Source organism: Cellulomonas sp. (assembly GCF_017744555.1).
Classification (GTDB): Bacteria; Actinomycetota; Actinomycetes; order Actinomycetales; family Cellulomonadaceae; genus Cellulomonas.
Window position 1 is genome coordinate 78854 of the sequence record NZ_JAGIBD010000009.1, and the last position, 25359, is coordinate 104212.

General features: G+C 74.8%; 23 protein-coding genes. 13 read left to right on the top strand and 10 right to left on the bottom strand.

From position 1 onward, the window contains the following. Positions 1 to 781: 781 nt before the first annotated feature. Complete coding sequence (locus J7523_RS08215) at positions 782 to 1636, top strand: hypothetical protein (RefSeq protein ID WP_291884853.1); 855 nt, start codon at positions 782 to 784, stop codon at positions 1634 to 1636. 236 nt (positions 1637 to 1872) lie between these two features. Here the strand turns inward: J7523_RS08215 and J7523_RS08220 are convergent, their stop codons facing one another. After that, positions 1873 to 3123, bottom strand: a complete 1251-nt coding sequence (locus tag J7523_RS08220; RefSeq protein ID WP_291884718.1) for a glutamyl-tRNA reductase — start codon at positions 3121 to 3123, stop codon at positions 1873 to 1875. A gap of 44 nt (positions 3124 to 3167) precedes the next feature. Here J7523_RS08220 and hemE point away from each other — a divergent pair, with 44 nt between their 5' ends. From hemE to hemL, 6 genes are all read left to right on the top strand, one after another. Continuing rightward, entirely contained in the window at positions 3168 to 4232 is a 1065-nt protein-coding gene (hemE, locus tag J7523_RS08225; RefSeq protein ID WP_291884720.1) for a uroporphyrinogen decarboxylase, read from the top strand. Positions 4233 to 4239: 7 nt separating this feature from the next. Then, entirely contained in the window at positions 4240 to 5793 is a 1554-nt protein-coding gene (locus tag J7523_RS08230; RefSeq protein WP_291884722.1) for an FAD-dependent oxidoreductase, read from the top strand. A gap of 356 nt (positions 5794 to 6149) precedes the next feature. Beyond that, positions 6150 to 7169: a hydroxymethylbilane synthase gene (gene hemC / locus J7523_RS08235; protein ID WP_291884724.1), complete on the top strand. Its 1020-nt coding sequence runs from the start codon at positions 6150 to 6152 to the stop codon at positions 7167 to 7169. Beyond that, positions 7166 to 8248 carry a uroporphyrinogen-III synthase gene (locus J7523_RS08240; RefSeq protein ID WP_291884727.1) on the top strand — a complete coding sequence of 361 codons (1083 nt, stop codon included), beginning with the start codon at positions 7166 to 7168 and terminating at the stop codon, positions 8246 to 8248. The genes hemC and J7523_RS08240 overlap by 4 nt, the downstream gene beginning before the upstream one ends. A 56-nt stretch (positions 8249 to 8304) precedes the next feature. Continuing rightward, positions 8305 to 9270: a porphobilinogen synthase gene (gene hemB, locus J7523_RS08245; RefSeq protein ID WP_291884856.1), complete on the top strand. Its 966-nt coding sequence runs from the start codon at positions 8305 to 8307 to the stop codon at positions 9268 to 9270. Then, positions 9267 to 10622, top strand: coding sequence for a glutamate-1-semialdehyde 2,1-aminomutase (hemL, locus tag J7523_RS08250; protein WP_291884730.1), 1356 nt, complete (start codon positions 9267 to 9269; stop codon positions 10620 to 10622). Before hemB ends, hemL begins: the two co-directional genes overlap by 4 nt. A 35-nt stretch (positions 10623 to 10657) precedes the next feature. On the opposite strand, the gene J7523_RS08255 is transcribed toward hemL, so the two are convergent. From J7523_RS08255 to J7523_RS08265, 3 genes are all read right to left on the bottom strand, one after another. Continuing rightward, the gene (locus J7523_RS08255; RefSeq protein WP_291884733.1) at positions 10658 to 10891 is read right to left on the bottom strand and encodes a hypothetical protein; all 234 of its coding nucleotides are present in this window, start codon (positions 10889 to 10891) and stop codon (positions 10658 to 10660) included. Between the two features lie 217 nt (positions 10892 to 11108). Then, on the bottom strand, positions 11109 to 12050 hold the full coding sequence (locus J7523_RS08260; protein ID WP_291884736.1) for a sulfite exporter TauE/SafE family protein: 942 nt from the start codon (positions 12048 to 12050) through the stop codon (positions 11109 to 11111). Between the two features lie 112 nt (positions 12051 to 12162). Next, complete coding sequence (locus J7523_RS08265) at positions 12163 to 12621, bottom strand: Rrf2 family transcriptional regulator (protein ID WP_291884739.1); 459 nt, start codon at positions 12619 to 12621, stop codon at positions 12163 to 12165. Positions 12622 to 12684: 63 nt separating this feature from the next. On the opposite strand from J7523_RS08265, the gene J7523_RS08270 reads away from it, so the two are divergent. The 3 genes from J7523_RS08270 to J7523_RS08280 are packed head-to-tail and all read left to right on the top strand — an operon-like array spanning position 12685 to position 15796. Next, positions 12685 to 12984 (top strand): metal-sensitive transcriptional regulator, encoded by a 300-nt coding sequence (locus J7523_RS08270; RefSeq protein ID WP_291884859.1) that lies wholly within the window; start codon positions 12685 to 12687, stop codon positions 12982 to 12984. Between the two features lie 29 nt (positions 12985 to 13013). Beyond that, a complete protein-coding gene (locus J7523_RS08275) occupies positions 13014 to 13247 on the top strand; it encodes a cation transporter (protein WP_291884742.1) in 234 nt (77 codons plus the stop codon). Further along, positions 13244 to 15796 (top strand): heavy metal translocating P-type ATPase, encoded by a 2553-nt coding sequence (locus J7523_RS08280; protein ID WP_291884746.1) that lies wholly within the window; start codon positions 13244 to 13246, stop codon positions 15794 to 15796. Before J7523_RS08275 ends, J7523_RS08280 begins: the two co-directional genes overlap by 4 nt. A 106-nt stretch (positions 15797 to 15902) precedes the next feature. On the opposite strand, the gene J7523_RS08285 is transcribed toward J7523_RS08280, so the two are convergent. Genes J7523_RS08285 through J7523_RS08300 form a run of 4 tightly spaced genes read right to left on the bottom strand, consistent with a single transcriptional unit; the run spans position 15903 to position 18569 of the window. After that, positions 15903 to 16679: an ABC transporter permease gene (locus tag J7523_RS08285; RefSeq protein WP_291884748.1), complete on the bottom strand. Its 777-nt coding sequence runs from the start codon at positions 16677 to 16679 to the stop codon at positions 15903 to 15905. Continuing rightward, the gene (locus J7523_RS08290) at positions 16676 to 17656 is read right to left on the bottom strand and encodes an ABC transporter ATP-binding protein (protein ID WP_291884750.1); all 981 of its coding nucleotides are present in this window, start codon (positions 17654 to 17656) and stop codon (positions 16676 to 16678) included. Before J7523_RS08290 ends, J7523_RS08285 begins: the two co-directional genes overlap by 4 nt. Next, the gene (locus tag J7523_RS08295) at positions 17653 to 17949 is read right to left on the bottom strand and encodes a transcriptional regulator (protein WP_291884753.1); all 297 of its coding nucleotides are present in this window, start codon (positions 17947 to 17949) and stop codon (positions 17653 to 17655) included. Before J7523_RS08295 ends, J7523_RS08290 begins: the two co-directional genes overlap by 4 nt. Beyond that, entirely contained in the window at positions 17946 to 18569 is a 624-nt protein-coding gene (locus J7523_RS08300; protein WP_291884755.1) for a hypothetical protein, read from the bottom strand. The genes J7523_RS08295 and J7523_RS08300 overlap by 4 nt, the downstream gene beginning before the upstream one ends. 108 nt (positions 18570 to 18677) lie before the next feature. Here J7523_RS08300 and J7523_RS08305 point away from each other — a divergent pair, with 108 nt between their 5' ends. Continuing rightward, on the top strand, positions 18678 to 19604 hold the full coding sequence (locus J7523_RS08305; RefSeq protein ID WP_291884757.1) for a CPBP family intramembrane glutamic endopeptidase: 927 nt from the start codon (positions 18678 to 18680) through the stop codon (positions 19602 to 19604). A gap of 6 nt (positions 19605 to 19610) precedes the next feature. On the opposite strand, the gene J7523_RS08310 is transcribed toward J7523_RS08305, so the two are convergent. After that, a complete protein-coding gene (locus tag J7523_RS08310; protein WP_291884760.1) occupies positions 19611 to 21491 on the bottom strand; it encodes a M48 family metallopeptidase in 1881 nt (626 codons plus the stop codon). A gap of 201 nt (positions 21492 to 21692) precedes the next feature. Between J7523_RS08310 and J7523_RS08315 the strand changes: the two genes are divergently transcribed. Then, positions 21693 to 21923: a hypothetical protein gene (locus J7523_RS08315; protein ID WP_291884762.1), complete on the top strand. Its 231-nt coding sequence runs from the start codon at positions 21693 to 21695 to the stop codon at positions 21921 to 21923. Positions 21924 to 21926: 3 nt separating this feature from the next. Here the strand turns inward: J7523_RS08315 and J7523_RS08320 are convergent, their stop codons facing one another. Then, on the bottom strand, positions 21927 to 22514 hold the full coding sequence (locus J7523_RS08320) for an HdeD family acid-resistance protein (RefSeq protein WP_291884763.1): 588 nt from the start codon (positions 22512 to 22514) through the stop codon (positions 21927 to 21929). A gap of 236 nt (positions 22515 to 22750) precedes the next feature. On the opposite strand from J7523_RS08320, the gene J7523_RS08325 reads away from it, so the two are divergent. Further along, complete coding sequence (locus J7523_RS08325) at positions 22751 to 25321, top strand: flippase-like domain-containing protein (RefSeq protein ID WP_291884766.1); 2571 nt, start codon at positions 22751 to 22753, stop codon at positions 25319 to 25321. Positions 25322 to 25359 lie beyond the last annotated feature (38 nt).

A 25359-nucleotide genomic window follows, 5' to 3' on the forward strand; every position in this document is an offset into this window, starting at 1 on the left:
ATCGGCGCCGTGCCACGGAACGCGTCGGTGTACCCGCGCTCGGACTTCAGGCCACCCTTGATGTACCCACGCTTCGAGACCCTTCACCTGCCCGACAAACTTGCTTCGGGCGTCGAGCCCCTGGGCGATCGAGCTCTTGAACCCGCCCGGGCAGACGGCGTCGTGGACCAGGACGGTCGCCGATCCGCCGTCGGTCGACACGAAGAACGTGTGAGGGCCGCTGAGGTGACCAGCCCGGTGGCAGGGTCCTCCGTAGCGACCGCCGTGCCTGTGGTGACGTCCTCGATCGGAGCGAGCGACCCGTCGGCGAGCAGGACGAGCGTGCCGGGCTCGAAGCTGTTGGCGCACCCTCGCGCCTTCGGCAGTGCCCGCATCGCCTTGGCAGCCGCGCGTTCGGCTCGCTGGCCGATCCTCGCCGCCGGGAAGAGCGGACGGGACGACGTCGAGGGGCGCCCATGCCTCGGGCGGACGTCGTTCGGGTGGGTGCCCGGCGAAGTCGGACACCCGAACGGTCTATTCGGACAAACCGGTCTGTGGCAGGCTGCCTGGGAGTGGTCCAGAACCGCCCAAGCGCAGGTCATGGGATCACCCCCGTACCAGCACTGCACGTTGGTGAAGCGTTTCGATAAGAACGCTCTCATGGCCGCTGACCTGCGCGTTCACTCGAAGGAGTGAGGCAATCTGGACAGATGCCCTGGAAACGCTGCACAATCGTGCACCGATCCGTCTGGTTCCTCCGGTTCCATCCGATCTCGGCGCAAGGATGCCCATCGTGACCCTCATGCAGAAGGCCATCACCCCGGCTCTGACCAGGGCGATCCTCACGGCAGGCCATGACCGTGTGGCGGGATACGTGGTGCGCGCAGAGGACGTCGCGTTCGCCACCACGCCGGCGCAGCTCTTCGAGGTGCACGGCCTCGGCTACTACGGCTCGCCGTTCAGCCCGTACGACCGCTCCATCGACGTCCTGCGGTTCGAGTCGTCCCCGCAGCTCCAGTACCGCGACGTCCCCGGCTACATCCTCCCGTTGTGGTGGCTCCGCCACTCCCGCATCCCCCCGGGCGCGGAGCTCGTCCGCATCTACGACAACGGCTCGCAGACGCTGCTCGCCCGCTACGGCGACGTCGGCACCGGCTGGACCGTCGCGCAGCTCGGGGCCCCCCGCCCGGCGCTCGCGTCGCTGTCCCGCTGCGTCGGCCCCGTCGCCAAGTGGCACGGCGCCTACCTCGAGGCGGACGTCGTCGACGGCGGCCACACGGTCGTGATGGCGCTCGCCAACCCCCCGCTCGCCGAGACCGGCTTCCACCAGGCACCCTCGGGCCGCTGGTACCGCCGGGTCGCCCGCGAGGACGTCACCGAGCTGTTCGAGCTGGACCTCACGGCCCGCTGGAACGGCCTGAGCGTCCGGGTCGTCGACCAGTGGCAGGACTCGCAGCGGTACGTCGTCGCCCGCATCTCGCACCTCGGCGACGACATCGACCGCGCCGAGAGCCTGCAGCTCGACCGGGTCGAGGCGGGCGTCTACGAGGCCGTGGTCTACGCCGCGGAGCTCACCGACATCCAGACCAACCAGGTCGTCCCGCACACGTGGGCCCCCGGCCCCGCCGCCCACCAGCACCACGCGGTGCGCAGCTGACCGCACCCACCCAGACCAGGGGCGCGCCAACGACGCCGTGACCCCGCGAGACGCGTGCCGGGCCTGGCCCTCCCCCCCGTCCAGGCCCGGCACGCACCTGTTCGACCGAGGGCGATGTCGCAGGAAGCGGCATCGCCCTCGTCGTGCGCGCGGCTGCGACGGGCGACCGGGACGCGTGGACCGAGGCTCGGCCCGACAGGTGCACCGCGGAGCGCGACCGGCGGCTCCCGCGACCGTCAGGTCGTCGGGACCGCCACGGCCGGCACGGGGATGGCCGCGAGCTCGGCGAGCGCCTCCGTGTACGACGCCACGTCGCCGCTGCGCGCCGCCTCCCGGGCCCGGACGGTCGGCCCGTGCAGCATCGCGCGGGTGCGGCGGCGCAGCGCGCGCTCGTGACGTTCGTCGCGGTGCTCGTCGGGCAGGGCCTCCAACTGTTCCGCGAGCCCGCCGAGGACGCGCACGCGCTCGGCCACCACGGCGGGGTTCCACTCGCGGACGCGCCGGTCGGCCTCCCACGCGTCGGCCGCCTGCGCGACGAGGCGACGCGCGGTCTCGACGGCCGCGTGCTCCGCGGGGGCGTGCTCGGCGACGGTGTGCAGGCTGACCAGCCGGACGCCGGGGAGGGAGCGGACGCCCGGGTCGACGTCGTGCTGGAGCGCGAGGTCGACGACCGTGAGGGGCCGGTCGGACGCGGTGCGGGCGGCGGCGAGAGCGTCGACCTCGAGCACGGCACCGGCGGCGCCGCTGCACGCGACGACGAGGTCGACGTCGGACAGCTCGGCGGCGAGGTCGGCGCCGGCGGGCACGGACCGGACGCCGCGGGCGGCGGCGAACTGACCGGCCCGGCCGCTCGGCGAGAAGACGCGGATGTCGGTGCAGCCGCGCGACTTGAGGGCCGCGAGCGTCGCGCCCGCGTACGAGCCCGTGCCGATGAGCACGCAGCTGACCTCGGACCAGGGACGCAGGCCCTGCTCGGCGATGTCGAGGGCCACCCCGACGACCGACCGACCCGTGGCACCGAGCCCGGTGGCGGCCTCGACCGACCGGGAGACGCGCGACGCCGCCTGGAACAACGACTCGAGGGACGACGTGGTGGTGCCGTCGCGGCGGGCGGTCGTGAGCGCACGGCGGACCTGCCCGGCGATCTCGCGCTCGCCGACGACCATGGACTCGAGCCCGCTGGCCACCCCGAACAGGTGGGCTCCGGCGTCGGTGCCGGTGAGCGGGCGCAGGTGAGACATGACCTGCTCGCGGGTGTACCCGGACCGGGCGGCGACGGCCTCCCCGGCGGCTCCGAGGGCGGCGGCGGGCTCGTCCGTCTCCAGGTACAGCTCGAACCGGTTGCACGTCGCGAGGACGACGGCACCCGTCACGGAGGACGTCGCGCCCACGAGCTCCCGGCCCACGGCGTGCACGTCCGACGAGAGACGCTCCAGCACGGTGAGGTCGAGGTCGTGGTGACTGGCGACGAGGGACAGCAGCACCACGCCCCGATTGAATCACCCCGACATTTGTCCGGCACAATCGGCTGGTGACCCTTCCTTCCGCGCACCCGCTCGTCGACGGCCGCACCACGAATTCTCCGCTGGTCCGCGCATATTCCGGCGAGCGCCCCGAACGCCGGCCGGTGTGGTTCATGCGACAGGCCGGCCGGTCGCTCCCGGAGTACCGGGCGGCCCGCGAGGGCACCGCGATGCTCGAGGCGTGCCTCACGCCCGCGCTGGCGTCCGAGATCACGCTCCAGCCCGTGCGGCGGCACGACGTGGACGCCGCGATCTTCTTCTCCGACATCGTCGTGCCGCTCAAGCTCGCGGGGGTCGACGTCGAGATCAAGCCGGGCGTGGGGCCGGTGATGGGCGCCCCCGTGCGTACCGCGGACGACGTCGCGCGGCTGCGGGACCTCGGGCCGCTGACCGCCGAGCAGCTCGCGCCGGTCGCGGAGGGGGTCGCACTCACGGTCGGCGCCCTCGGCGGCACCCCGCTCATCGGGTTCGCCGGCGCGCCGTTCACGCTCGCCGCGTACCTCGTCGAGGGCGGCCCGTCGCGCGACCACCTCGCCGCCCGCACGCTCATGCACGCCGACCCGGCGACGTGGACCGCGCTGACCGAGTGGGCCGCCGACGTCACGGGTGCCTTCCTGCGGGCGCAGGTGCTCGCGGGCGCGAGCGCCGCGCAGCTGTTCGACTCGTGGGCCGGCTCGCTCGGCCTCGCCGACTACACCGCGCACGTCGCGCCCGCGTCGGCCCGGGCCCTGGGCAGCATCGCCGACCTGGGTGTGCGCAAGGTGCACTTCGGGACGGGCACGTCGGAGCTGCTCGTGGCGATGCGCGACGTCGGTGCGGACGTGGTCGGCGTCGACTACCGGCTGCCGCTCGACGAGGCGAACCGCCGCCTGGGCGGGTCCACGCCGCTCCAGGGGAACGTCGACCCCGCGCTGCTCGCGGCGCCCTGGCCGGTGCTCGAGGCGCACGTGCGCGACGTCGTCGCCCGCGGCGAGGCCGCTCCCGGGCACGTCGTGAACCTCGGCCACGGGGTGCCGCCCGAGACGGACCCGGACGTGCTCACGCGCGTCGTCCAGCTCGTGCACTCGCTCTGACACCGTGATGTCGCAGGTCAGCGCGCCCGGTGAGCGCCGGTGGGACGCGGTCGTGGTGGGTGCCGGAGTCGCGGGCCTGGTCGCCGCCCGTGAGCTCGCGACCGCCGGCCTGCGCACGCTCGTGCTCGACGGCCGTGACGCACCCGGCGGGTCGGTGCGCGGGCACACGGTCGCGGGACTGTCGCTCGACGCGGGCGCCGAGTCGTTCGCGACCCGCGGCGGCGTCGTCGCGGGCCTGCTCGACGAGCTCGGCCTGACCGACCGGGTGCGCCCGCCGCAGCCGCACGGCTCGTGGGTGCACCTGCCGTCCGGCGACGGGCCGCTGCCCCGCACAGGCCTGCTCGGCATCCCGTCGGAGCCCGGCGCGTCGGACGTGCGCCGCACGCTCGGCGTCCTCGGCTCGTGGCGCGCCCGGCTCGACCTCGTGCTGCCGGCCCGCGTCGGCGCGGGCGCGACGACCCTCGGCGGGCTCGTCCGGGCCCGGATGGGCCGTCGCGTGCTCGACCGGCTGGTCCGCCCGATCGTCGGCGGCGTCCACGCGGCCGACCCTGACGACCTCGCCGTCGACGCCGTCGCCCCGGGCCTGCCGGCCGCCCTGCGCTCGTCGGGCGGCTCGCTCGCGCGGGCCGTCGCGCAGGTCCGGGCCGCCGCGCCTGCCGGGAGCGCCATCCTCGGGGTGTCCGGCGGCATGCACGTGCTCGTCGACGCGCTCGTCGCGGAGCTCACCGGGTTGGGCGCCGAGGTGCGCACGTACTCGAAGGTCACGGCCGTGGAGCGCGTGGCCGGCGGCAGGGACGACGACGGCACGCCCGCTGCCGACGCCGAACCGGCAGGCGGCGCGGCCCGCTGGCGTGTCACGGTGGCGGGACGCCCGGCGGGCGCGGACCCCGTGCAGCTCGTCGCCGACCGCCTCGTGCTCGCGACGCCCGCCACGGCCGAGCTCCTCGGCGCGGCGGCGTCACGCGGTGCCGCAGCCACCGGCGCGGCGGGACCCACGACCGAGGAACCACCGGCCGGCGCGGCCGTCGCGCCGCACGCGGGCACGGGCTCACCGCAGCTCGACGCCGGCGCCGCCGTCACGCTCGTGACGCTCGTGCTCGACGAGCCCGCGCTCGACGCCGCCCCGCGCGGCACCGGCGTGCTGGTGACGCCCGCCGCGACGGACGTCCGGGCGAAGGCCCTCACGCACGCGACCGCCAAGTGGGGCTGGCTGGCGGACGCCGCCGGACCCGGTCGGCACGTCGTGCGGCTGTCGTTCGGACGGGCCGGCGACGACACGCCGCTGCCCGCCGAGCGGGACGCGCTCGTCGACCTGGCCCTGCGCGACGCGTCGACGCTGCTGGGCGTCCCGCTGCGACGCGAGTCGCTCGTGGGGCACGCGGTGGTGCGCTGGACGGAGGCGCTCCCCCGGCCGAGCGCGGCCCACCAGGAGGCGGTCGCGCACGTGCGGGAACAGGTCGCAGCGCTCCCGGGGCTCGCGGTGTGCGGGGCGTGGGCAGCGGGCAACGGCCTGGCCTCGGTGGTCCCCGACGCCCGCAGGGCCGCCCAGTCCCTCCTCTGACCGCCCCGCACCAGCCCCGCCCACCCCAGCGGCGCCGAAGCCGAGTCCGCGGAGTCCAGCCGAGTTCGTGGCTTCTCGTCGAGGTCGTGCCCTGCAACCACCGGACTCGACGAGAAGCCACGAACTCGACGAGCCTGAGCGGGAGGGAGTGGGAGACGTCGGTCACCTTTGGCGCCGGAATGATCTGACAATGTGTCGCCATCACGTCGCGAGAAATGGCGTGGGTCACATTCTTGGCGCGTCCTTGCTGGTCATTTTCTGACAAGCTGTCAGGACGCCGGGAACGTCGGGCGGGAGCATTTCGACGGTGCCGCCGGACTTCGACACGACCCGCCGCACCGCGAGACACTGGACCCATGTCCCAGAACGTGCGGATCGGCACCCGTGCGAGCGCGCTCGCGCTCACGCAGACCGGTCACGTGGCCGACGCGATCGCCCGCCTCGGCGACGTCGAGATCGAGACCGTGCGGGTCCGCACCGACGGCGACCGGCTCGCCGGTTCGCTCAGCACGCTCGGCGGCACCGGCGTGTTCGTCACGGCCCTGCGCGACGCGCTGCTCGAGGGCCGGTGCGACGTCGCCGTGCACTCGCTGAAGGACCTCCCGACGGCCGACCCCGACGGGCTCGCGCTCGCCGCCGTCCCCCCGCGCGAGGACCCCCGTGACGCCCTGTGCGCGCGCGACGGCCTCGCGCTCGCCGCGCTGCCCGCCGGGTCGACGATCGGCACGGGGTCGCCGCGCCGGGCCGCGCAGCTGCGCGCCGCACGGCCGGACCTCGAGGTCGTCGACATCCGCGGCAACGTCGACACCCGCCTCGGGCGCGTCGCCGGCGCCCGCAGCACCGCCGCTCCCGACCCCGACAAGCCGTCGCCGCGCGGGGACCTCGACGCCGTCGTGCTGGCCCGCGCCGGTCTGGCCCGCCTCGGGCGGCTCGACGCGGTGACCGAGGTGTTCGACGTCGATGTCATGCTGCCCGCCCCCGGGCAGGGTGCCCTGGCCGTCGAGGTCCGCGGCACGGGCATCGGCGTCGACGCGGACAGCCCGCTCGCGGACGCCTTGCGCGCGCTCGACCACCGCCCGACCCGGCTCGCCGTCCTCGCGGAGCGCGCGCTACTGGCCAGGCTCGAGGCGGGCTGCGCGGCACCGGTCGGAGCGCTCGCGGAGCTCGACGACGTGACCGGCACGCTCACGCTCCAGGCCGTCGTGGCCCGGACGGACGGGTCGCAGGTGCTGCGCCGCTCGGCGTTCGTGCAGCAGGTCGGCGCGGGAGACAGGGCAACCGACGAGGCCGCCGCCCGCAGCCTCGGGGAGAACCTCGCGGAGCTGCTCCTGGAGGCCGGTGCCGCCGACCTGGCGGAGCTCGGGGCGCCACGGTGATCGACCGGCCCGGCACCCCGACCACCCCCACCGGCCCGCTCGCCGGCTGGCGGGTCCTCGTGCCGCGACCCGTCGCGGGCGGCAGCCCGGCCGCGGTCGCGCTCGCGGCCGTCGGCGCCGAGGCGGTGCTCGTGCCGCTCGTCGCGACGGTCCCGCCGGACGACCTCACGGACCTGGACGACGCGCTGCTCGCCCTCGGCGCCGGCTGGTACGGCTGGTTGGCCGTGACGAGCGCGGCGGCCGTCCCGGCGCTGGTCGCGCGAGCCGCCGCGGCCGACACGACGCTCGGCGCGCTCGTCACGACCGGCGGCGTCAGGGTCGCCGCGGTCGGCCCGGGCACCGCACGGGCGCTGCGCGAGGCCGGCGTCGAGCCGTACCTCGTGCCCCGCAGCGAGTCGACCGCCGCGGCGCTCGTCGCGGCCTGGCCCGCTCCCGACGATCGTCCGCGGGTGCTGTTCCCGCGCGGCGACCTCGCCGCACCCACCCTCGCCGAGGGGCTGCGCGCCCGCGGCTGGCGGGTCGACGACGTCGTCGTCTACCGGACGGTCGCCGCGCCGCCGCCGCCCGAGGAGGTCCGCACCGCGTGGGCGTCGGGCGAGATCCGGGCCGCGCTCCTCACGTCCGCGAGCACCGTGCGCGAGCTCCACGACCGGCTCGGCCCACCACCAGCCGGCACGCTGCTCGTCGCCATCGGCCCGACGACGGCCGCCGAGGCCGACAGGCTCGGGCTCCCGCTGGCCGGCGTCGCCGCGACCCAGACGATGGCCGGCCTCGTCGCCGCGCTGGTCGACGCGACGGCGGACCCGACGCGCACGGCCGCGGCGACCTGGTCCGACGGCACGACCGACGCCGCGTCGGCACCTCCCGCCGCGACCGGTACCGCCTCGACGACGGTCGGCAGGGCCGGTGACGGCACCGGCGTCACCCGCCCGGCCGTCACCGGATCGGAGGACGCCGCCGCGCCCCCACCCGTCGCTGCGCGGCCGCAGCCACCAGCAGCAGGCGGGACGCTCGTCTCCCCCGCCCTCCCGTCCGTCCCGCAGCAGCCCGGCACGCCCGGGCCCGAGGAGATCGCGTGACCACCCCCACCCCGGCAACGACTCCCTCACCCGTCCCGCACCCCGGCCGCGTCCGCCTGCGCCGTACGCGCTCGACGGCCCCGATGCGCCGGCTCGTCGCCGAGACGCGCCTGCACCCCGCCGAGCTCGTGCTCCCGCTGTTCGTCCGCGAGGGGCTCACCGAGCCGCGACCCATCACGTCGATGCCGGGCGTGGAGCAGCACACCCGCGACAGCCTCCGGAAGGCCGCCGTCGGCGCCGCGGAGGCCGGGCTCGGCGGCGTGATGCTGTTCGCGATCCCGTCCGTGCGCGATGCCGTCGGGTCGCAGGCGACGGACCCCGACGGCATCCTCAACGTGGCCATCGGGGACGTGATCTCCGAGGTGGGAGACGCGCTCGTGGTGCAGGCGGACCTGTGCCTCGACGAGTTCACGGATCACGGGCACTGCGGCGTGCTGACCCCGAACGGTGCCGTGGACAACGACCGGACGCTCGTGCGGTACGCCGAGATGGCCCTCGCGCAGGCGTCCGCGGGGGCCCACCTCGTGGGGCTCAGCGGCATGATGGACGGCCAGACGGCCGTCGTGCGCGACGCCCTGGACGCCGCCGGTTTCGACGACACGGCCGTCCTCGCGTACGCCGCGAAGTACGCGTCGGCGTTCTACGGGCCGTTCCGCGAGGCCGTCGAGTCGGCCCTCGTGGGCGACCGGCGGACGTACCAGATGGACCCCGCGAACCGTCGTGAGGCCGCCCGTGAGGTGGCGATCGACATCGCCGAGGGGGCCGACGTCGTCATGGTGAAGCCCGCCATGTCGTACCTGGACGTGCTCGCGGACGTCTCCGCCGTCTCGACCGTTCCCGTCGCGGCCTACCAGGTTTCGGGCGAATACGCCATGATCATGGCCGCCGCCGCGCACGGCTGGATCGAGCGCGAACGGGCGATCCTGGAGTCCGTGCTCAGCATCCGGCGTGCCGGTGCCGATCACGTCCTCACGTACTTCGCGACAGAGCTGGCCGGATGGCTGGCGGAGGAGAACCGATGAGCCCCAACGGGGTCGAGGAGCTGGCTGCGGTCGGCACGACGAGCGCCGAGGCGTTCGCGCGAGCCCAGGCCGTGATCCCCGGCGGGGTGAACTCCCCGGTGCGGGCGTTCGGGTCCGTCGGCGGCACCCCCCCGTTCATCGCCTCCGCGCGCGGCGCGTACGTCACCGACGTCGACGGGAACGAGTACGTCGACCTCGTCGGCTCGTGGGGTCCGGCGCTGCTCGGGCACGCGCACCCCGAGGTCGTCGCCGCCGTGCAGGAGGCCGCCGGCCGCGGGCTGAGCTTCGGCGCCCCGACGGTCGCCGAGGTCGAGCTGGTCAACGAGATCCGCCACCGCCTCCCCGCCGCCGAGAAGGTGCGCCTCGTCTCGACGGGCACCGAGGCGACCATGACGGCCCTGCGCCTCGCGCGCGCGTTCACGGGCCGCGACCTCGTCGTGAAGTTCGCCGGCTGCTACCACGGCCACGTCGACGCGCTGCTGGCGTCCGCGGGTTCGGGCATCGCCACGCTCGGGCTGCCCGACTCGGCCGGCGTGTCCGGTGCGGTCGCCGCCGAGACGATCGTGCTGCCGTACAACGACGTCGACGCGGTCGAGCAGGCGTTCGCGACCCACGGCGACCGGATCGCCGCCGTCATCACCGAGGCCGCGCCCGCCAACATGGGCGTCGTGCCGCCGCTGCCGGGGTTCAACGTGGCCCTGCGCCGCCTCACCATCGAGCACGGCGCGCTGCTCATCCAGGACGAGGTGCTCACCGGCTTCCGGGTCGGGTACTCGGGCTGGTGGGGGCTCGAGGGCCTGCGCGAGGGCTGGGCGGCCGACCTGTTCACGTTCGGCAAGGTCATCGGCGGCGGCCTGCCCGTCGCGGCCGTCGGCGGGCGCCGGGACGTCATGAACCAGCTCGCACCCGTCGGACCCGTGTACCAGGCCGGCACGCTGTCCGGGAACCCGGTCGCCACCGCGGCGGGTCTTGCGACGCTGCGGCTCGCCGACGCGTCCGTGTACGCGCACGTCGACGCGGTGTCCGCGCAGCTGCGCACCGAGATCTCGTCCGCGCTGGCCGGCGAGGACCTGCCGCACGCCGTGCAGTGGGCCGGGAACCTGTTCAGCACGTTCTTCGGTGCGGCCGGGGCCTCCGGTGCGCGCGACTACGCGACGGTGCTGGCCACCGAGTCGTGGCGGTACGCGCCGTTCCACCGGTCGCTGCTCGAGTCCGGGGTGTACGCGCCCCCGTCGCCGTTCGAGGCGTGGTTCGTGTCCGCCGCGCACGACGAGGACGCCGTCGACCGCATCGTGTCGGCGCTGCCGGCCGCTGCCCGGGCCGCGGCTGCGGCACCTGCGCCGGGGGTCTGAGACCCGCGGCTCCGGCGGGGCCTGAGACCGGGTCGTCAGGCGAGCGTCGGTGGGTCCGTCTCGGTGTTCGGAGCGGGCCGCGGGAACGGCACCGCCGGGGTGGGCGACCACGTCGGCGGGCCGAGCACGAGGTCCGCGAGGCCGAAGAACGCCGTCGCACGGCCACGCTCCGCCGCGACCGACAGGGGCTCGACCCGGTCGTTCCAGACGCCCGCGCCCGGTCGAGGGGTCCGCTCCTCGCGAGGTCGTTCCGGATCGCGTCCGCCCATGTCCCCCGCCTCTCGTCACCGTCGACGATCGTCCGTCGCCCGGATCGCCCGGTCGTCGTGCGCGACCGCCGCTCGCCGGCAGCCGGGTCGGCCCCGCCGTGGCGGGTCGACCGCGACCGAGTATGTCGAACGAAACGGTCGGATGCGACATTTCGGGTGCGCCGTCTCAGCGCGGGGCCGCCCGCGAGAGCGGCGGGAGGGTGGGAGGTCCGAGCGGTCAGGCGGTCGGGGCCGCGACGGGTGCGGCCTCGTGCAGGTCGACGGTGAGCTCCTCCGCCTCACGCTCGAGCGCCCGCTCGGCGCGGTAGGCCCGGACCGACCAGACGATCGCGGCGATCCACACCAGCGCGATCGCGCCGAGGATCAGACCCTCTCCCGGTGTGCCCTTGAGGCCCACGGCGTCGCTGCGGACCAGCGTCCGGGTGTTGGTGAGGACGATGACGCCGCCGACGGCCGAGCCGAGGATCCGCGGGGGCAGGTGCCGGACCAGCCAGGCGGCCAGCGGTGCCGCCGCGATGCCGCCGATGAGCAGGGCGGCGACCCAGACGACGTCGATCCCCTGCGACCCCAGGGTGAGGAGGAACCCGAGGCTCGCGGCGAGGGCGACGAGGAACTCGCTGGTGTCGATGGACCCGATGACCTTGCGGGGCTCGAGCCGGCCGCTGGCGAGCAGCGCGGGCGTGCCGACGGGTCCCCAGCCGCCGCCACCGGTCGCGTCGACGAACCCGGCGACGAGGCCGAGCGGGGCGAGGAACCTCTTGCGCAGCGGTAGGTGGAGGCGGTCCTTGCGGAGCCCGAACAGCGTGAACCGCACGAGGATGTAGACGCCGAGGGCGAGCAGCACGGTCGACATGAGCGGGGCGGCGGCGTCGGTCGCGAGGCGGGACAGCACCGTCGCGCCGAGGAACGAGCCGATCGCGCCGGGGACGCCGACGCGCAGCACGACCTTCCAGTCGACGTTGCCGAACCGCCAGTGCGAGATGCCGGAGACGAGCGTGGTGCCGATCTCGGACAGGTGCACGGTCGCGGACGCGGCGGCGGGGTTGGTGCCGATGGCCAGGAGCAGCGTGGACGACGTGACCCCGTAGGCCATGCCGAGGCTACCGTCGACGAGCTGGGCGGCGAACCCGACGAGGGCGAGCAGGATCAGAGCGGGCACGGGAACCACCAGGCACAGGGGACGACGATTGGTCGATAATTCCGACCACCTTGGTGCCGTTACAAGACCAGTCTCGCCCATCGAGACGGCCACTCGCCATCTGGACAGCCGATCAGGGGTTGTCCCACGCCCCGACCGTCGTCGCGAGCGCCTTCACGTGCTCCGGCAGCTCACCCGCGACCAGGCTCTCGAGCGTCACCTCGTCGAGCACCGACCGGACCGACGTGCGCAGCGCGACCCACACGTCGAGCAGCGACGCCGCCGACCCGTCGTACGAGAGGCTCGGCGGCCGCTCGTCGCGCACCGTCACGAGCGGCCCGTCGACCGCCCGGATCACCTCGGCCAGGCTCACCGCCGCGGCGGGTCGGGCCAGCCGGTACCCGCCGGACCGCCCGCGCACGCTCGCGACGATGCCGGCGCGGCGCAGGTCGCCGAGGATCCGCTCGAGGAAGGCCGTCGGGATGTCCTGCCCCTGGGCCAGGATCTCCGCGGGCACCGGGTCACCGTGGGGGCTGGCCGCGAGCTCCGCGCACGCCCGCACCGCATAGTCCGCCTTCGCCGAGACCCGCATGGCGACCATCATCCTCCGTCGTCCGTCGGGAATACCCCCTAGGGGTATGCTGTTCGGGTGAGCATGAGCGAGCACCCGCAGAAGCCCGGCTACGACTCCGCCAAGGAGGACTACCTCAAGCGGCTGCGCCGGATCGAGGGCCAGGTGCGCGGCATCGCGCGCATGGTCGACGAGGACACGTACTGCATCGACGTCCTCACCCAGATCTCCGCCGTCACCAAGGCGCTGCAGGCCGTGAGCATCGGCCTCGTCGAGGACCACCTGGGCCACTGCGTCGTCGACGCGGCCCGCAAGTCGCCCGAGGACGGCGCCGAGAAGGTCCGCGAGGCGGCCGACGCCATCGCCCGTCTCGTCCGCAGCTGAACCCCACCTACCAGGAAGCGAGCACCCCCATGTCCCAGACCACCACGTTCGGCGTCGACGGCATGACCTGCGGCCACTGCGTGCACGCGGTCACCACCGAGCTGTCCGAGCTGCCCGGCGTCACCGACGTCGCGGTCGACCTCGTCGTCGGCGGCTCGTCCACCGTGTCCGTCACCTCGGACGCGCCCCTCGCCGACGACGCCGTCGCGGCCGCCGTCGTCGAGGCCGGCTACGTCGTCACCCCTCGGAGGTCGCTGCTGTGAGCACCCGCGCCCAGGACACCCCGGTCGTCGTCGACCTCGCCGTCGAGGGCATGACGTGCGCGTCGTGCGTCGCGCGCGTCGAGAAGCGGCTCGGCCAGGTGCCGGGCGCGACGGCCACCGTCAACCTCGCGCTCGAGCGCGCGCACGTCGAGCTGCTGCCGTCCGAGGACGGCGCCGTGGCGGACGACGACGCGCTCGTGGCGGCCGTCCGCCGCGCGGGGTACGACGCGACCGTCCTCACCTCCCGCCGGACGACACCGCCGGCCGCGACGACCACGTCCGTCGCAGCCTCGGCGGATCCCGCCCCAGCCTCCGCCTCTGCCCCCGAGCACGGCGCCTCCGAGCACGGCGCGCACGCGCACGCGCCGGGCGGGGACGGCGGGACGCACGACGTCGCGCACCACGGGATGGACCCCGTCGAGCACGCGTTGTCCGGGCACTCGATGGCGCCCGGGCACGAGATGGACGCCGACGAGGACACGTCCGCCCCCACCGACGCCCGAGGCACCGACCTGCGGGCCCGGCTGCGGGTGTCGACCGTGCTCACCGTCCCGGTGCTGCTGCTGTCGATGATCCCCGCGCTGCAGTTCACGGGCTGGCAGTGGGTCGTCGCCGCGGCGGCCGTGCCCGTCGCGGCCTGGGCGGCATGGCCGTTCCACCGGGCGGCCCTGCGCGCGGCCCGGCACGGCGCGTCGACCATGGACACGCTCGTCTCGATCGGCATCGTCGCGGCGACCGGCTGGTCGCTGTGGGCGCTGCTGTTCGGCGGCGCGGGCGAGCTCGGCATGACGATGACCCCGACGCTCGTCCCGCGCACCGGGATGGAGGCGGCGGTACCCGAGCTGTACTTCGAGGTCGCGGCCGTCGTCACGACGTTCCTGCTGGCCGGGCGGTACGCCGAGCACCGGTCGCGCCGGCGTGCGGGCGACGCCCTGCGGGCGCTGCTCGACCTCGGCGCCAAGGACGTCGCGCTGCTGGTCACGGGCCCGGACGGGGTCCGCACCGAGCAGCGCGTGCCGGTCGACCGGCTCGGGGTCGGCGACGAGTTCGCGGTCCGGCCCGGCGAGAAGGTCGCGACCGACGGCGTCGTCGTCTCCGGGACGAGCGCGCTCGACGAGTCGCTGCTGACGGGCGAGCCCGTGCCGGTCGACGTCGGTCCCGGTGACGAGGTGACGGGCGCGACGATCAACACGTCCGGCGCGCTCGTGGTCCGCGCGACGCGCGTGGGCGAGGAGACGCGGCTCGCGCAGATCGGCCGGCTCGTGGCCGCCGCGCAGACCGGCAAGGCGCCCGTGCAGCGGCTCGCCGACCGGATCTCGGCGGTGTTCGTGCCCGTGGTGCTGGTGCTCGCGAGCCTGACGTTCGTCGCGTGGCTGGTGTCCGGCAACGGCACGCAGGCCGCGTTCACCGCCGCCGTCGCGGTGCTGATCATCGCGTGCCCCTGCGCGCTCGGCCTCGCGACGCCGACCGCCCTCCTGGTCGGCACGGGGCGCGGCGCGCAGCTCGGCATCCTCATCAAGGGCCCCGAGGTGCTCGAGCAGACCCGCACGGTCGACACCGTGGTGCTCGACAAGACCGGCACCGTGACCGAGGGACGGATGGCGCTCGTCGACGTGCTGCCCGTGGACGGGACGCCGGGCGACGAGGTGCTGCGGTACGCCGCCGCCGTCGAGCAGCTCGCGGAGCACCCGATCGCCCGCGCGATCGCAGCGGCCGTCCCGGCGCGCGCGTCGGTCGGTGCCTCGGTCGGCGCCGACGGTGTCGTCATCGGCGCCGACCAGGTGCACGACTTCCACGCCGAGGCCGGTCACGGCGTCTCGGGCGTCGTCCGCACGGCCCACTCGGGCGTCGGGCTCGGCCGCCGGGTGCTCGTCGGGCGTCCGGCGTGGCTGTCCGCCCAGGGCGTCGCCACGGACGCGGCCCGCGGCCCGTTCGACGAGGCGGAGGCCGCGGGCGGTACCGCCGTGATGGTCGCCTGGGACGGCTCGGTGCGCGGCACGCTCGTGCTGCGCGACCCGGTCAAGCCGTCGTCCGCGGACGCCGTCCGGGACCTGCGGGCCCTCGGCCTGCGGCCCGTGCTGCTCACGGGCGACAACCTCGGCGCGGCCCGCACGGCGGCGCGCGAGGTCGGCATCGCGGACGACGACGTGATCGCGCAGGTGCTGCCCGCCGACAAGGTCGCGGTCGTCGAGCGGCTGCGTGCCGGCGGTGCGCGGGTCGCGATGGTCGGCGACGGCGTCAACGACGCCGCGGCGCTCGCGACGGCCGACCTCGGCCTCGCGATGGGCACCGGCACCGACGTCGCGATCGAGGCGTCCGACGTGACGCTCGTGCGCGGCGACCTGCGGTCGGCGGGTCAGGCGGTCCGGCTGGCCCGGCGCACGCTGCGGGTGATCAAGCAGAACCTGTTCTGGGCGTTCGCGTACAACGTGGCGGCCGTCCCGCTCGCGGCCCTCGGCCTGCTCAACCCGATGATCGCGGGCGCCGCGATGGCGTTCTCGTCGGTCCTGGTGGTGACGAACTCCCTCCGCCTGCGCCGCTTCCGCTGAGTCCCGCCGTCCGCCCGTCCACCGAGTCCGTGGGTTCCAGCCGAGACCGTGGGTTGTATGCCACGGTCTCGGCGACAACCCACGGACTCGGCGTGCGAGGGGCTGGTCAGTGGAAGCGGCGGCCCTCGTCGCGGCGGTACGCGAGGACGGCCAGGGCGGCGAACAGGGCCGTCCAGGCCAGGATGACCACCAGCGCGCCCGCGTAGGCCGGGTCGCCGGTCACTGCCTGCACGGCCAGGTCGCGGGCCGCGCGGGACGGGAGCAGCTTCGAGATCGCGTCGAGCCAGCCCGGGAACATCTCGGGCGGCAGGAACAGCCCGCCGGCGAACGCGAGCGGGAACAGCGTCGCCTGGACGACGGCGATCGCGGCCTTCGACGTGAGGCGGTACCCGATCGCGAGCCCGAGCAGCAGGAACGGCACGGCGACGACGGGCACCATGACGACGGCCGCGAGCGCGCGCGGCACCGTGATCGTCGCCGCGGTGAGCAGCCAGCCGATGAGCACGAGCGGCACGAGCGCGAAGAACGACCAGACGACACCGTTGATCACACGCCCGGCGAGCCGAGGCCCGGCACCGGCGGGCAGGGTCCGCAGGAACGGGTCGAACGGCAGCGCGCGGTCCTCGGACACCCCGACGCCGAACGAGAACAGGCACGTCGACATCACCGCGAACGTGCCGAGCTGCGCGACGGCGGCGGTCGCGAGCACGGGGTCGTCGGCCACGGACCGCTGCGGGACGACGAAGAACAGCAGCGCCAGCGCCGGGAAGAGCAGGTTGCCGAGCACGGCGATCGGGATGCGGATCGTCTCGACGAACTGGAACCGGGCGTGCACGACGGCGAGCGTCCAGAACGGGCGTGGCCGGGCCGTCAGCGTGGTCATCGGGCCACCTCCTCGGCGGGCTCGTCGGATGCGGGCTGGTCGGTCCCGGGGTGCGCGACGACGTCCCGATCCGCAGCCTCGCCGTCCCGCGTCGTCAGCGTGAGGAACGCCTCCTCGAGCGACGCTCCGCGCATCTCGAGGTCGCGGAACGGCACGTCCTGCCGCACGAGGGCTCGCACGAACGCGTCGGCGTCGGACGCGAGCACGGTCCGCCGCACGTCACCGCCGTCCCCCGCCGCGACACCGTCCTGCACAACGGCCGCCCCGGGCAGCCCGTCGAGCACGACGGACGCCGGCACGGTGAGCACCACGCGCCGCAGCCCGACGAGCCCGAGCACGGCCGCGAGCGAGTCGTCGGCGAGCACCCGACCGCCGCCGACCACGACGACCCGGTCCGCGAGCGCCTCGATCTCCTCGAGGTAGTGGCTGGTGAGCACTACGGTCGCGCCGTCCGCGTGGTACTCGCGCAACGCCTGCCAGAGCACGTGCCGCGCCTCGACGTCGAGCCCCGTGGTGGGCTCGTCGAGCAGCACGAGCCGAGGCCGCCCGACGAGCGCGAGCGCGACGGCCAGGCGTCGCCGCTGCCCGCCCGACAGTCCCCCGGTCTGGCGTCGGACGAGGTCCTCGAGCCCGAACCGGGCGAGCACCTCGGACGTCGGCATGGGCGCCGGGTAGTGGCGGCCGACGAGGTCGACGACCTCCCCGACGGTGAGCGTGGGCGGCAGGCCGGTGTCCTGCGGGGTCGTGCCGAGCCCGATGCGCGACGCGGCCGAGCGGGGGTCGCCGCCGAACAGCCGGACGTCGCCGGAGTCGGGCCGTCGCAGGCCGCTGACGAGCGACAGCAGGGTCGTCTTGCCGGCGCCGTTGGGTCCGAGGAGCCCGACGAGCTCGCCCTGGTCGACGTCGAGCGACACGTCGTCGAGCGCGACCACGGGTCCGAACGTCCGGGTGACGTGCGTGAGCGAGACGACGCTCATGACGCACCCCCGAGCACGGCGCGCAGGGTCGTCGTGTACCGGTCGAACGCGACACGGCCGGTGCCCGTGAGCTGCACGTACGTGGCTGGTGTGCGTCCTTCGTGGGTCTTGGTGATCGTCACGTACCCTGCCTCCTCGAGACGACGCAGATGGGTGGACAGGTTGCCCGCGGTCATGTCGAGCAGCTTCTGCAGCCGCGGGAAGGTGATGCGGTCGTCGGGTGCGAGGCTCGCGAGGGTCGCGACGACCCGGAGACGGGCCTGCGCGTGGATCACCGGGTCGAGCTCGGTCACGGCGCCGCCCGGCGGCGGACCGCCTCGACGAGCCCGGCGGTGAGCATGCCGCCGCCGCCGGCGAGGGACAGCCACAGGTAGGACGTGGGCAGACCGGCGAATGCACTGGCGGCGCCGACGAGCGCGATCCAGGCGCCGAGCACGTACATGGCCGTGGCGCGCCACAGGATCCCGCCCGCGAGGTAGAGCAGGCCCGCGACGAGCGCCGCGACCGAGTTGGCGGCGAGCCCGACGACCTCGTACGACGCGCCGGCGGCGCTGAGCGCCGAGATGATCCAGCCCATCGCCAGGTACCCGACGAACCACGCCCAGCCGTAGAGCGCACCCTGCCGGGCGGAGTCGCCCGCGATGCCGCGGGTGCGGGCCACCGAGTGCAGGATCGTCGTGGCGACCGCTGCGACGGCCAGCGCGACGGCCAGGACGGCGGCGCCGACCGAGGGGCGTCCGCGCTCGTCGGCCGAGAGCCACAGCCCGCCGTACCCGACGAGCCAGGCACCGCCCCAGACGAGGAACAGCAGCGCGCTCGACGGCACGGTCTGCCATGCAACCCGGCGCTGCGCGCTGATGATCGACAGGGCCTCGGCTGCGCTGGCCGGTGCCGGGTCGGTCTCGTCGTCCATGGCGTCCCCCTTGGGTTTGTCACACAAAGTAGTTTGTGGCAAACGAGAGGCGCAAGGGCCCAGCCGCCGTCCAGCGCACGTCCAGGAACCGGTCCTAGGCTCGGCGGCATGACGGCCAAGGGCGCTCCCGACGAGCACGCGCTGCCCTCGTCGGGACCCGCCGGAGCCGGCCCCACGACGAGCGACCTCGCCGAACCCACGACCGGCGGCGCCCGTGGGACCGGGACCGGCAGCCCCGAGACGAGCCGGTCCGCCCTGGCACCGCCCCCGAGCGACCGGGCCGTGCGGCGCCGGCTCACCACCGAGATCTGGATCGTCCTCGGCCTGTCCCTGGGCCGCTCGGGCGTCTACGCGATGGTCGCGATCCTCGACCGCCTCACCGCGGGCCCGCCGCTCGGCGACCAGACCACCACGCTCAACCCGAGCCGCTCGGCCCGGCCCTGGCTCGACCTGATCTACCAGGTGCTGCAGATCGGCTTCGCGCTCATCCCCGTCGCGCTGGCCCTGTACCTGCTGTCCGCGAACGGCCGCTCGGCGGTCCGGCGCATCGGCCTCGACGTCACACGGCCGTGGCGCGACCTCGGCGTCGGGGCAGCCCTCGCCGCCGCGATCGGCGTCCCCGGCCTCGGCCTCTACGCCCTCGGCCGCGCGCTCGGGATCACGGTCCAGGTGCAGGCCGAGGCGCTCAACTCCGCCTGGTGGACGATCCCGATCCTGCTGTTCGCGGCCATCCAGAACGCGCTGCTCGAGGAGGTCATCGCCGTCGGTTACCTCATGGAGCGGCTGCGCGACCTGCGCTGGCGGACCCCGCTGATCGTGGTCGCGTCGGCGCTGCTGCGCGGGTCGTACCACCTGTACCAGGGGTGGGGGCCGTTCTTCGGGAACGTCGTCATGGGCCTGGTGTTCGCCGAGTACTACCGCCGACGACGGCGCGTCATGCCGCTCGTCGTCGCCCACACGATCATGGACATGGTCGTGTTCGTCGGCTACGCGTCGATCCCCGACGAGTGGCGCGACGCCCTGCACCTGTCCTGAGCGGGCCTACACGGGCACGTCCGCGTCGAGCGTCGCCGACCGGGCGGCCGACAGCAGCGCGCCGATCAGCACGTCGTCGCTGTCCTTGCTCAGCCGCTCGCCCGACCACCGCTCCTTGAGGGCGACGGTCGTGCCGTCGTGCAGCGTGACCGTGACCTTCACGGGTGTCCGCTTGTGCACCTCGACGCCGGCGACGTCCTCGTACGAGACGAACCGGTGGCGCGCGGCGAGCTCGGCGGCCGGCACCTGGGCCAGCGCCAGGAGCCGCACCTTGCCACCCTCGGTGCTCTTGGTGCTGGGCACGACGACGAACCCGTTGTCGAGCACGAGCACCTCCGACGGCGTCCCGTCGACGTCGACCGTCGCGAGGCCGCCTACCACGTCGCCGCCGTGCGCGGTCGCCACCGCGGACTGCTGCCCGGCGCGGTCGACGTCGATGCCCAGACCCGCGAGCGCGGCACGCGCAGCGGGCACCGAGGCCGGGTCGACGGCGAGCGCGACGACGCCGTCGAGCGCGAGCTCCTGGCCGTCCCGGCCGACGACGACCGCGGGCCCGGACCACGAGTGCCGCCACGACGCGACGCCCGCCTGGAGGGCCGCGGCGCGCACGACGACCGTGAGCGTGAGCCCGGCGGGCGTGTCGCCGTCCTCGTCGGGACCGGCGGCGGGGTCGAGCCCGAGCCCGCGCAGCACCTCGTCGAGCCGGCCGGCGGCCACGAGGTCGAGCACCGTGGCGAGCGTCGCGCGGCTCTGGCCGGTGGCGCGTGCGGCGACCCGGTAGACGGAGTCGGCGGTGCGCTGCGACTGCGCCGCGAGCCGCGTCGCCGTGAACGTCTCCCAGTCGAGCCGGACCCGGTCGCCGAACGCGACGACCTGCTCGGCGAGTGCCGCCGCCGCGTTGTCGAAGCCGGGCACCAGGCTCGTCGCGGGGCGTGCGTCACGCGCGACCGGCACGTCCGGCATCCGGTCCATCGCGGCGACCCGGGCGGCGATCGACGGGTGGCTGTCGAACCGCGACTGCTCGGCGGGCGGCGCGTCCAGGCGCATCGTCTGGAGCTCGTCACCGCGCGCCGCGAGGAACTGGCCGAACCCGCCGAAGAACCCGGCGGCCGTGGGCGCGTACCCGGCCTCCCAGCCGTCGTCGAGGTAGGCCGCGCCGTAGAACCCCCACGCACGGTCGATCAGCGGCAGCTCGCGCAGCGTGGCCTGCGCGACCGACCGGCCCGCGACGCGCACAGACAGCTCGTCGGCCTCCAGCTCCTGGCGGCGGCTCACGGTCGCGGACGCGAGCAGGTACAGGCGGGCGTACCCGGCCAGCACCCACCCGACGACGTTCCCCGACAGCTCGTCGAGCGTCGCGCCGATCGCCGCCCGCCCCCGGTACGTGAGCGGGCCGAGCCGGGTGTGGCTGCGCGAGTAGTGGCCGAGCTCGTGCGCGAGGACGGAGCGCAGCTGCGACACGTCGAGCGCCTGCAGGAGCGGCACCCCGAGGTACAGCCGGCGGCGCCCGCCGACCAGCCCGAGCATGCGCGTGTCCTCCGAGACCGCCGCGTTGACCTCGGGCACGAGCCGGATCTCGTCGGGCACGCGCGTCTGCGCGACGCCCGCGAGCTCGTCGACCTGCGCCCACAGCGCGGGGGCGTTCGCACGGGAGACCTGCAGCCCCGGCTCCGCGGGCGGGCGAGCCCGTGCGACCTTGACGAGCGCGACGACGATCGCCACCGCGACGGCCGCCGCGACGAACCCGAGCTTGGCCCCGCCGGTCTCCGAGCCGCTCCGGTAGGCGAGCACGGCGAGCCACCCCAGCCCCGCGACCAGGGCGAACGCCACCACGTAGAAGCCTGCCAGCAGGAGCAGCGACACCGCTGCCCGCACCGATGTCGCCATCGTCGTCCTCCGCACCGCGTCCTGCGTGCGCCGCTCGCACGAGGATCGTGCGCGGAGCCTACTGAGCAGCGGTGACGCGCGGGGCGCAAACACGACCGCACGGGGGTGCATCACGACCCGGCGCGCGGACTCCTCCTCAGCGAGCGCGCGACGCGCCCCGAGCCGCGGGACGTGCACGCGACCACCCGAAGGAGACCGGCCATGACCACGGCCCCGGAACAGACCTACGCGCCGAACATCCCCGAGGGCGTGCGGCGGACCGTCTACTACGTCACGCTCGTTCTCGGCGCCGTCACGCTCGCCGCGAGCGGTCTGGCCCAGATCTACTGGCCGGACGCCGCCGCGGCCGTTCTCGCGACCGGTGGCGTCGTCACCAGCACGATGGCGTTCCTGTGCGGCGGCCTCGGCGTCGCGTACGTCGGCAGCAGGTAGCCGTCAGATCGCGGCCGAGCCCTTTCCGACGGCGCGCGCGAACGCCCGGGTCGCGAAGCCGCTCACCACGAGCAGCACACCCGCGACGAACGCGAACAGCCCGAAGATCACCATCACGACGGCGACGGTCTCCTGCGGGTTGACGAGCATCAGCAGGCCGATGAGGAACGCCACCAGCCCGGACGCGAGCACCCAGAACCACCCGATGTCGCGCGCCCGGTAGAGCGTCGCGGCGGCGATGACGCCGAGGATGCCGATCACGAGCACCCAGATCGCGATCAGGTAGAAGATCGCCTTCGCCGTCTGCGGCGCCCAGATGATCGCGACCAGGCCGAACCCGACGCTCACGAGCCCGAGGACGGCCCACCAGATGCCGCCCTCCTCGTGCCGGTTCGAGAACCACTGCGCGAGCGTGAGGACGCCGTCGACCACCGCGAAGACCCCGAACACCCACACGAGGGCGACGGCGGTGTCGAACGGGTGGGCGAGCATGAGGAAGCCGACGATCAGCAGGACGATCCCGCGGACCACGGGCAGCCACCAGATCCCGCGCAGCCGGGCGTCGACGTCGGTGCCGAGCTCGTCGGTCATGAGACCTCCTCGGGCGTCAGCCCAGCGGAGCCCCGGGCGGGAACCCCCCGCCGGCCACGGTGCCCCTCGTCCGGCCACGCTAGCCCTCCGGACCAGCACCGACATCCCCGGACGCGCCGGAACCGGACGCACCGGGCACCGCGCGGCGAGCGGGCTCCGGACTGTGACGCGATCGCGACCCGGGGCGACGCCGGATCCCCCGGGCACGCACGGGCCGGTTGCCTAGACTCGCCGGTATGTCCGCGCCGACGCCTGCTCGTCGCGCGGCCGCGGACCCCGCGGTCGCGGACGACGTCGACGCCGCGAGCGCCATCGACGCGGTCGACGTCACGGGTCCGACCCCCGACGACCAGGTCCGCATCGACGACATCCCCGCCACGCGCGTGCACCACCCGAGCGACCTGATCGGCATGGTGGTCTCCGCGGTCGGCGTGGTCCTCGTCATGGTCGCGGCCACGTACGCGCAGCACACCACGGCCGGTGTCGCGGAGGACGTGCAGGGGTTCGCCACCCTGCTGCAGCGCATCCTGTTCATCCCGGTGCAGGTGCTCGAGGGGCTCGTGACGCTCGCCGTCCCGCTGCTCGTGCTCGGCGAGCTGGCGATCCGCCGCCTCGGCCGGCAGGTCCTCGAGGGGCTCGCGGCCGCGACGGTGGCGCTCGTCCTCAACTTCCTGGTGTTCGAGCTGGTGCAGGAGCTGGGTTCCGAGGACCTGGTGCACGGGCTGTCGATCAGGCACGGCGGCGAGTGGGTGCTCACCGTGCCCGGGTACCTCGCGATGCTCGCGGCGCTCCTGACGGCCGTCGGGCCGCGCGACCGCCGGCGCACCGTGATGTGGTCGTGGAACCTCGTCTGGGTCGTCGTGGGCGTCCTGCTCATCACCGCGCGCGTGTCGCTGCCCGGGCTGCTCATCGCGCTGCTCGCCGGCCGGCTGGCCGGTCAGGCGGTCCGGTACGTCTCCGGCATCCAGTCCGCGCGCGCGTACGGCACGAGCCTCGTCGCGGGCGTCCGTCGCGCGGGGTTCGACCCCGTCCGCCTCACGCGCGTGCCCGACGACACGACCGACGCCGAGGCCGAGCGCCTCCTGCGCACGGGCGCGGAGCCGCCGCACCTCGACGGCGAGCCCGAGGCGCGCGCGCTCACCCGGTCGACGCGGCACCGCGTCTACCAGATGTCGACGAGCACCGGCGACCGGCTCGACGTGCTCGTCATCGACCGCGACCGGCAGGTGGTCGGCTCGCTCGCCCGCCTGTGGCGCTCGATCCGGATGCGCGGGCTCGAGGGCCGGTCCGTCATGCCGCTGCGGCAGGCCACCGAGCGGGCCGCGCTGCTCTCGTACGCGGCACGCGCGGCCGGCGTCCGGACCCCGAAGCTGCTGAGCATCGCCGAGGCCGACGAGTCGATGCTGCTGGTGCAGGAGCGCCCCGGCCACGCGGTCCCGCTCGCCGACCTCGCGCCCGAGCAGCTCACCGACCAGGTGCTGCGGGAGATCTGGGCCCAGCTCCAGCTCGCGCACGACGCCGGCATCGCGCACCGCGCGCTCACGAGCGACGTGGTGCTCGTCGACGCCGTCGTCGGGCAGCCCATGGTGTGGCTGACCGGATGGGAGCAAGGCGACGTCGCGTCGTCCGAGCTGGCCCGTCGCATGGACGTCACGCAGCTCATCGCGCTCCTCGCGCTGCGGGTCGGCGCCGCGCGTGCGCTCGAGTCTGCCGTCGCGGTGCTGCCCGACAGCGACATCGCCGCGATCGGCCCGCTGCTGCAGACCGTCACGCTCCCCCGCGAGACCCGCGACGAGATGCGGGCCCACAAGCCCGTGCTCGCCGAGCTGCGGACCGCGCTCGTCGCCCGGATGCCCGAGGCCGACGTCGAGCCGCAGCAGCTGGTCCGGTTCGGCGCCCGGACGGTCTTCACGATCGTGCTCACCGTCGGCGCGATCTTCGTCATCCTCACGACCGTCAACGTCGAGGTCATCAAGGACGCGCTCGCCGAGGGCGACTGGCGCTGGTCGGCGCTCTCGTTCGCGCTCGGCCTGTCGACGTTCGTCGGGGCCGCGATCGCGTTCGTCGCGTTCTCGCCCGTCAAGCTGTCGCTGTGGCGCGCGACCCTCGTGCAGACCGCCGCGTCGTTCGTCGCGCTCGCCGCCCCCGCCGGCATCGGACCCGCTGCGCTCAACCTGCGGATGCTCACCAAGCGGGGCGTCAGCACGAGCCTCTCGGCGGCCACCGTGGCCCTCGTCCAGGTCAGCCAGTTCGTCGTGACCCTCGGGCTGCTGCTCGTGCTGTCGATCGTGTCGGGCACGTCGGAGTCGCCGCTGCCCGTCTCGCCCGCGGTGCTGCTCGTCATCGGCATCGTCGCAGCGCTCATCGCGACGTCGCTACTGATCCCGAAGGTCCGGCAGTGGGTGCTGTCGAAGACGATGCCGACGGTGCAGCAGATGTGGCCGCGGCTCATCGAGGTGCTCAGCCAGCCGTGGCGCCTGGCGCTCGCCGTCGCCGGGAACCTCGCGATGACGCTCGGGTACGTGTTCGCGTTCGACGCGGCCATGCACGCCCTCGGTCAGCAGGCGAGCCTCGTGCAGATCGCGCTCGTCTACCTCACCGGGAACACGGCCGGCGCGATGGTGCCGACCCCCGGCGGCGTCGGCACCATCGAGTTCGCGCTCGCCACCGCCCTGACCGGTGTCACCGGCATCAACGCGGGTGTCGCGGGCGCCATCGCGGTGCTGTTCCGCGTGCTCACCTACTGGCTGCGCATCCCGTTCGGGTGGGCCGCGATGCGGTACCTGCAGAAGGTCGGCGACCTCTAGCCGGACACGCCACCGGGCCGGCGCGTCACGCGGACGCG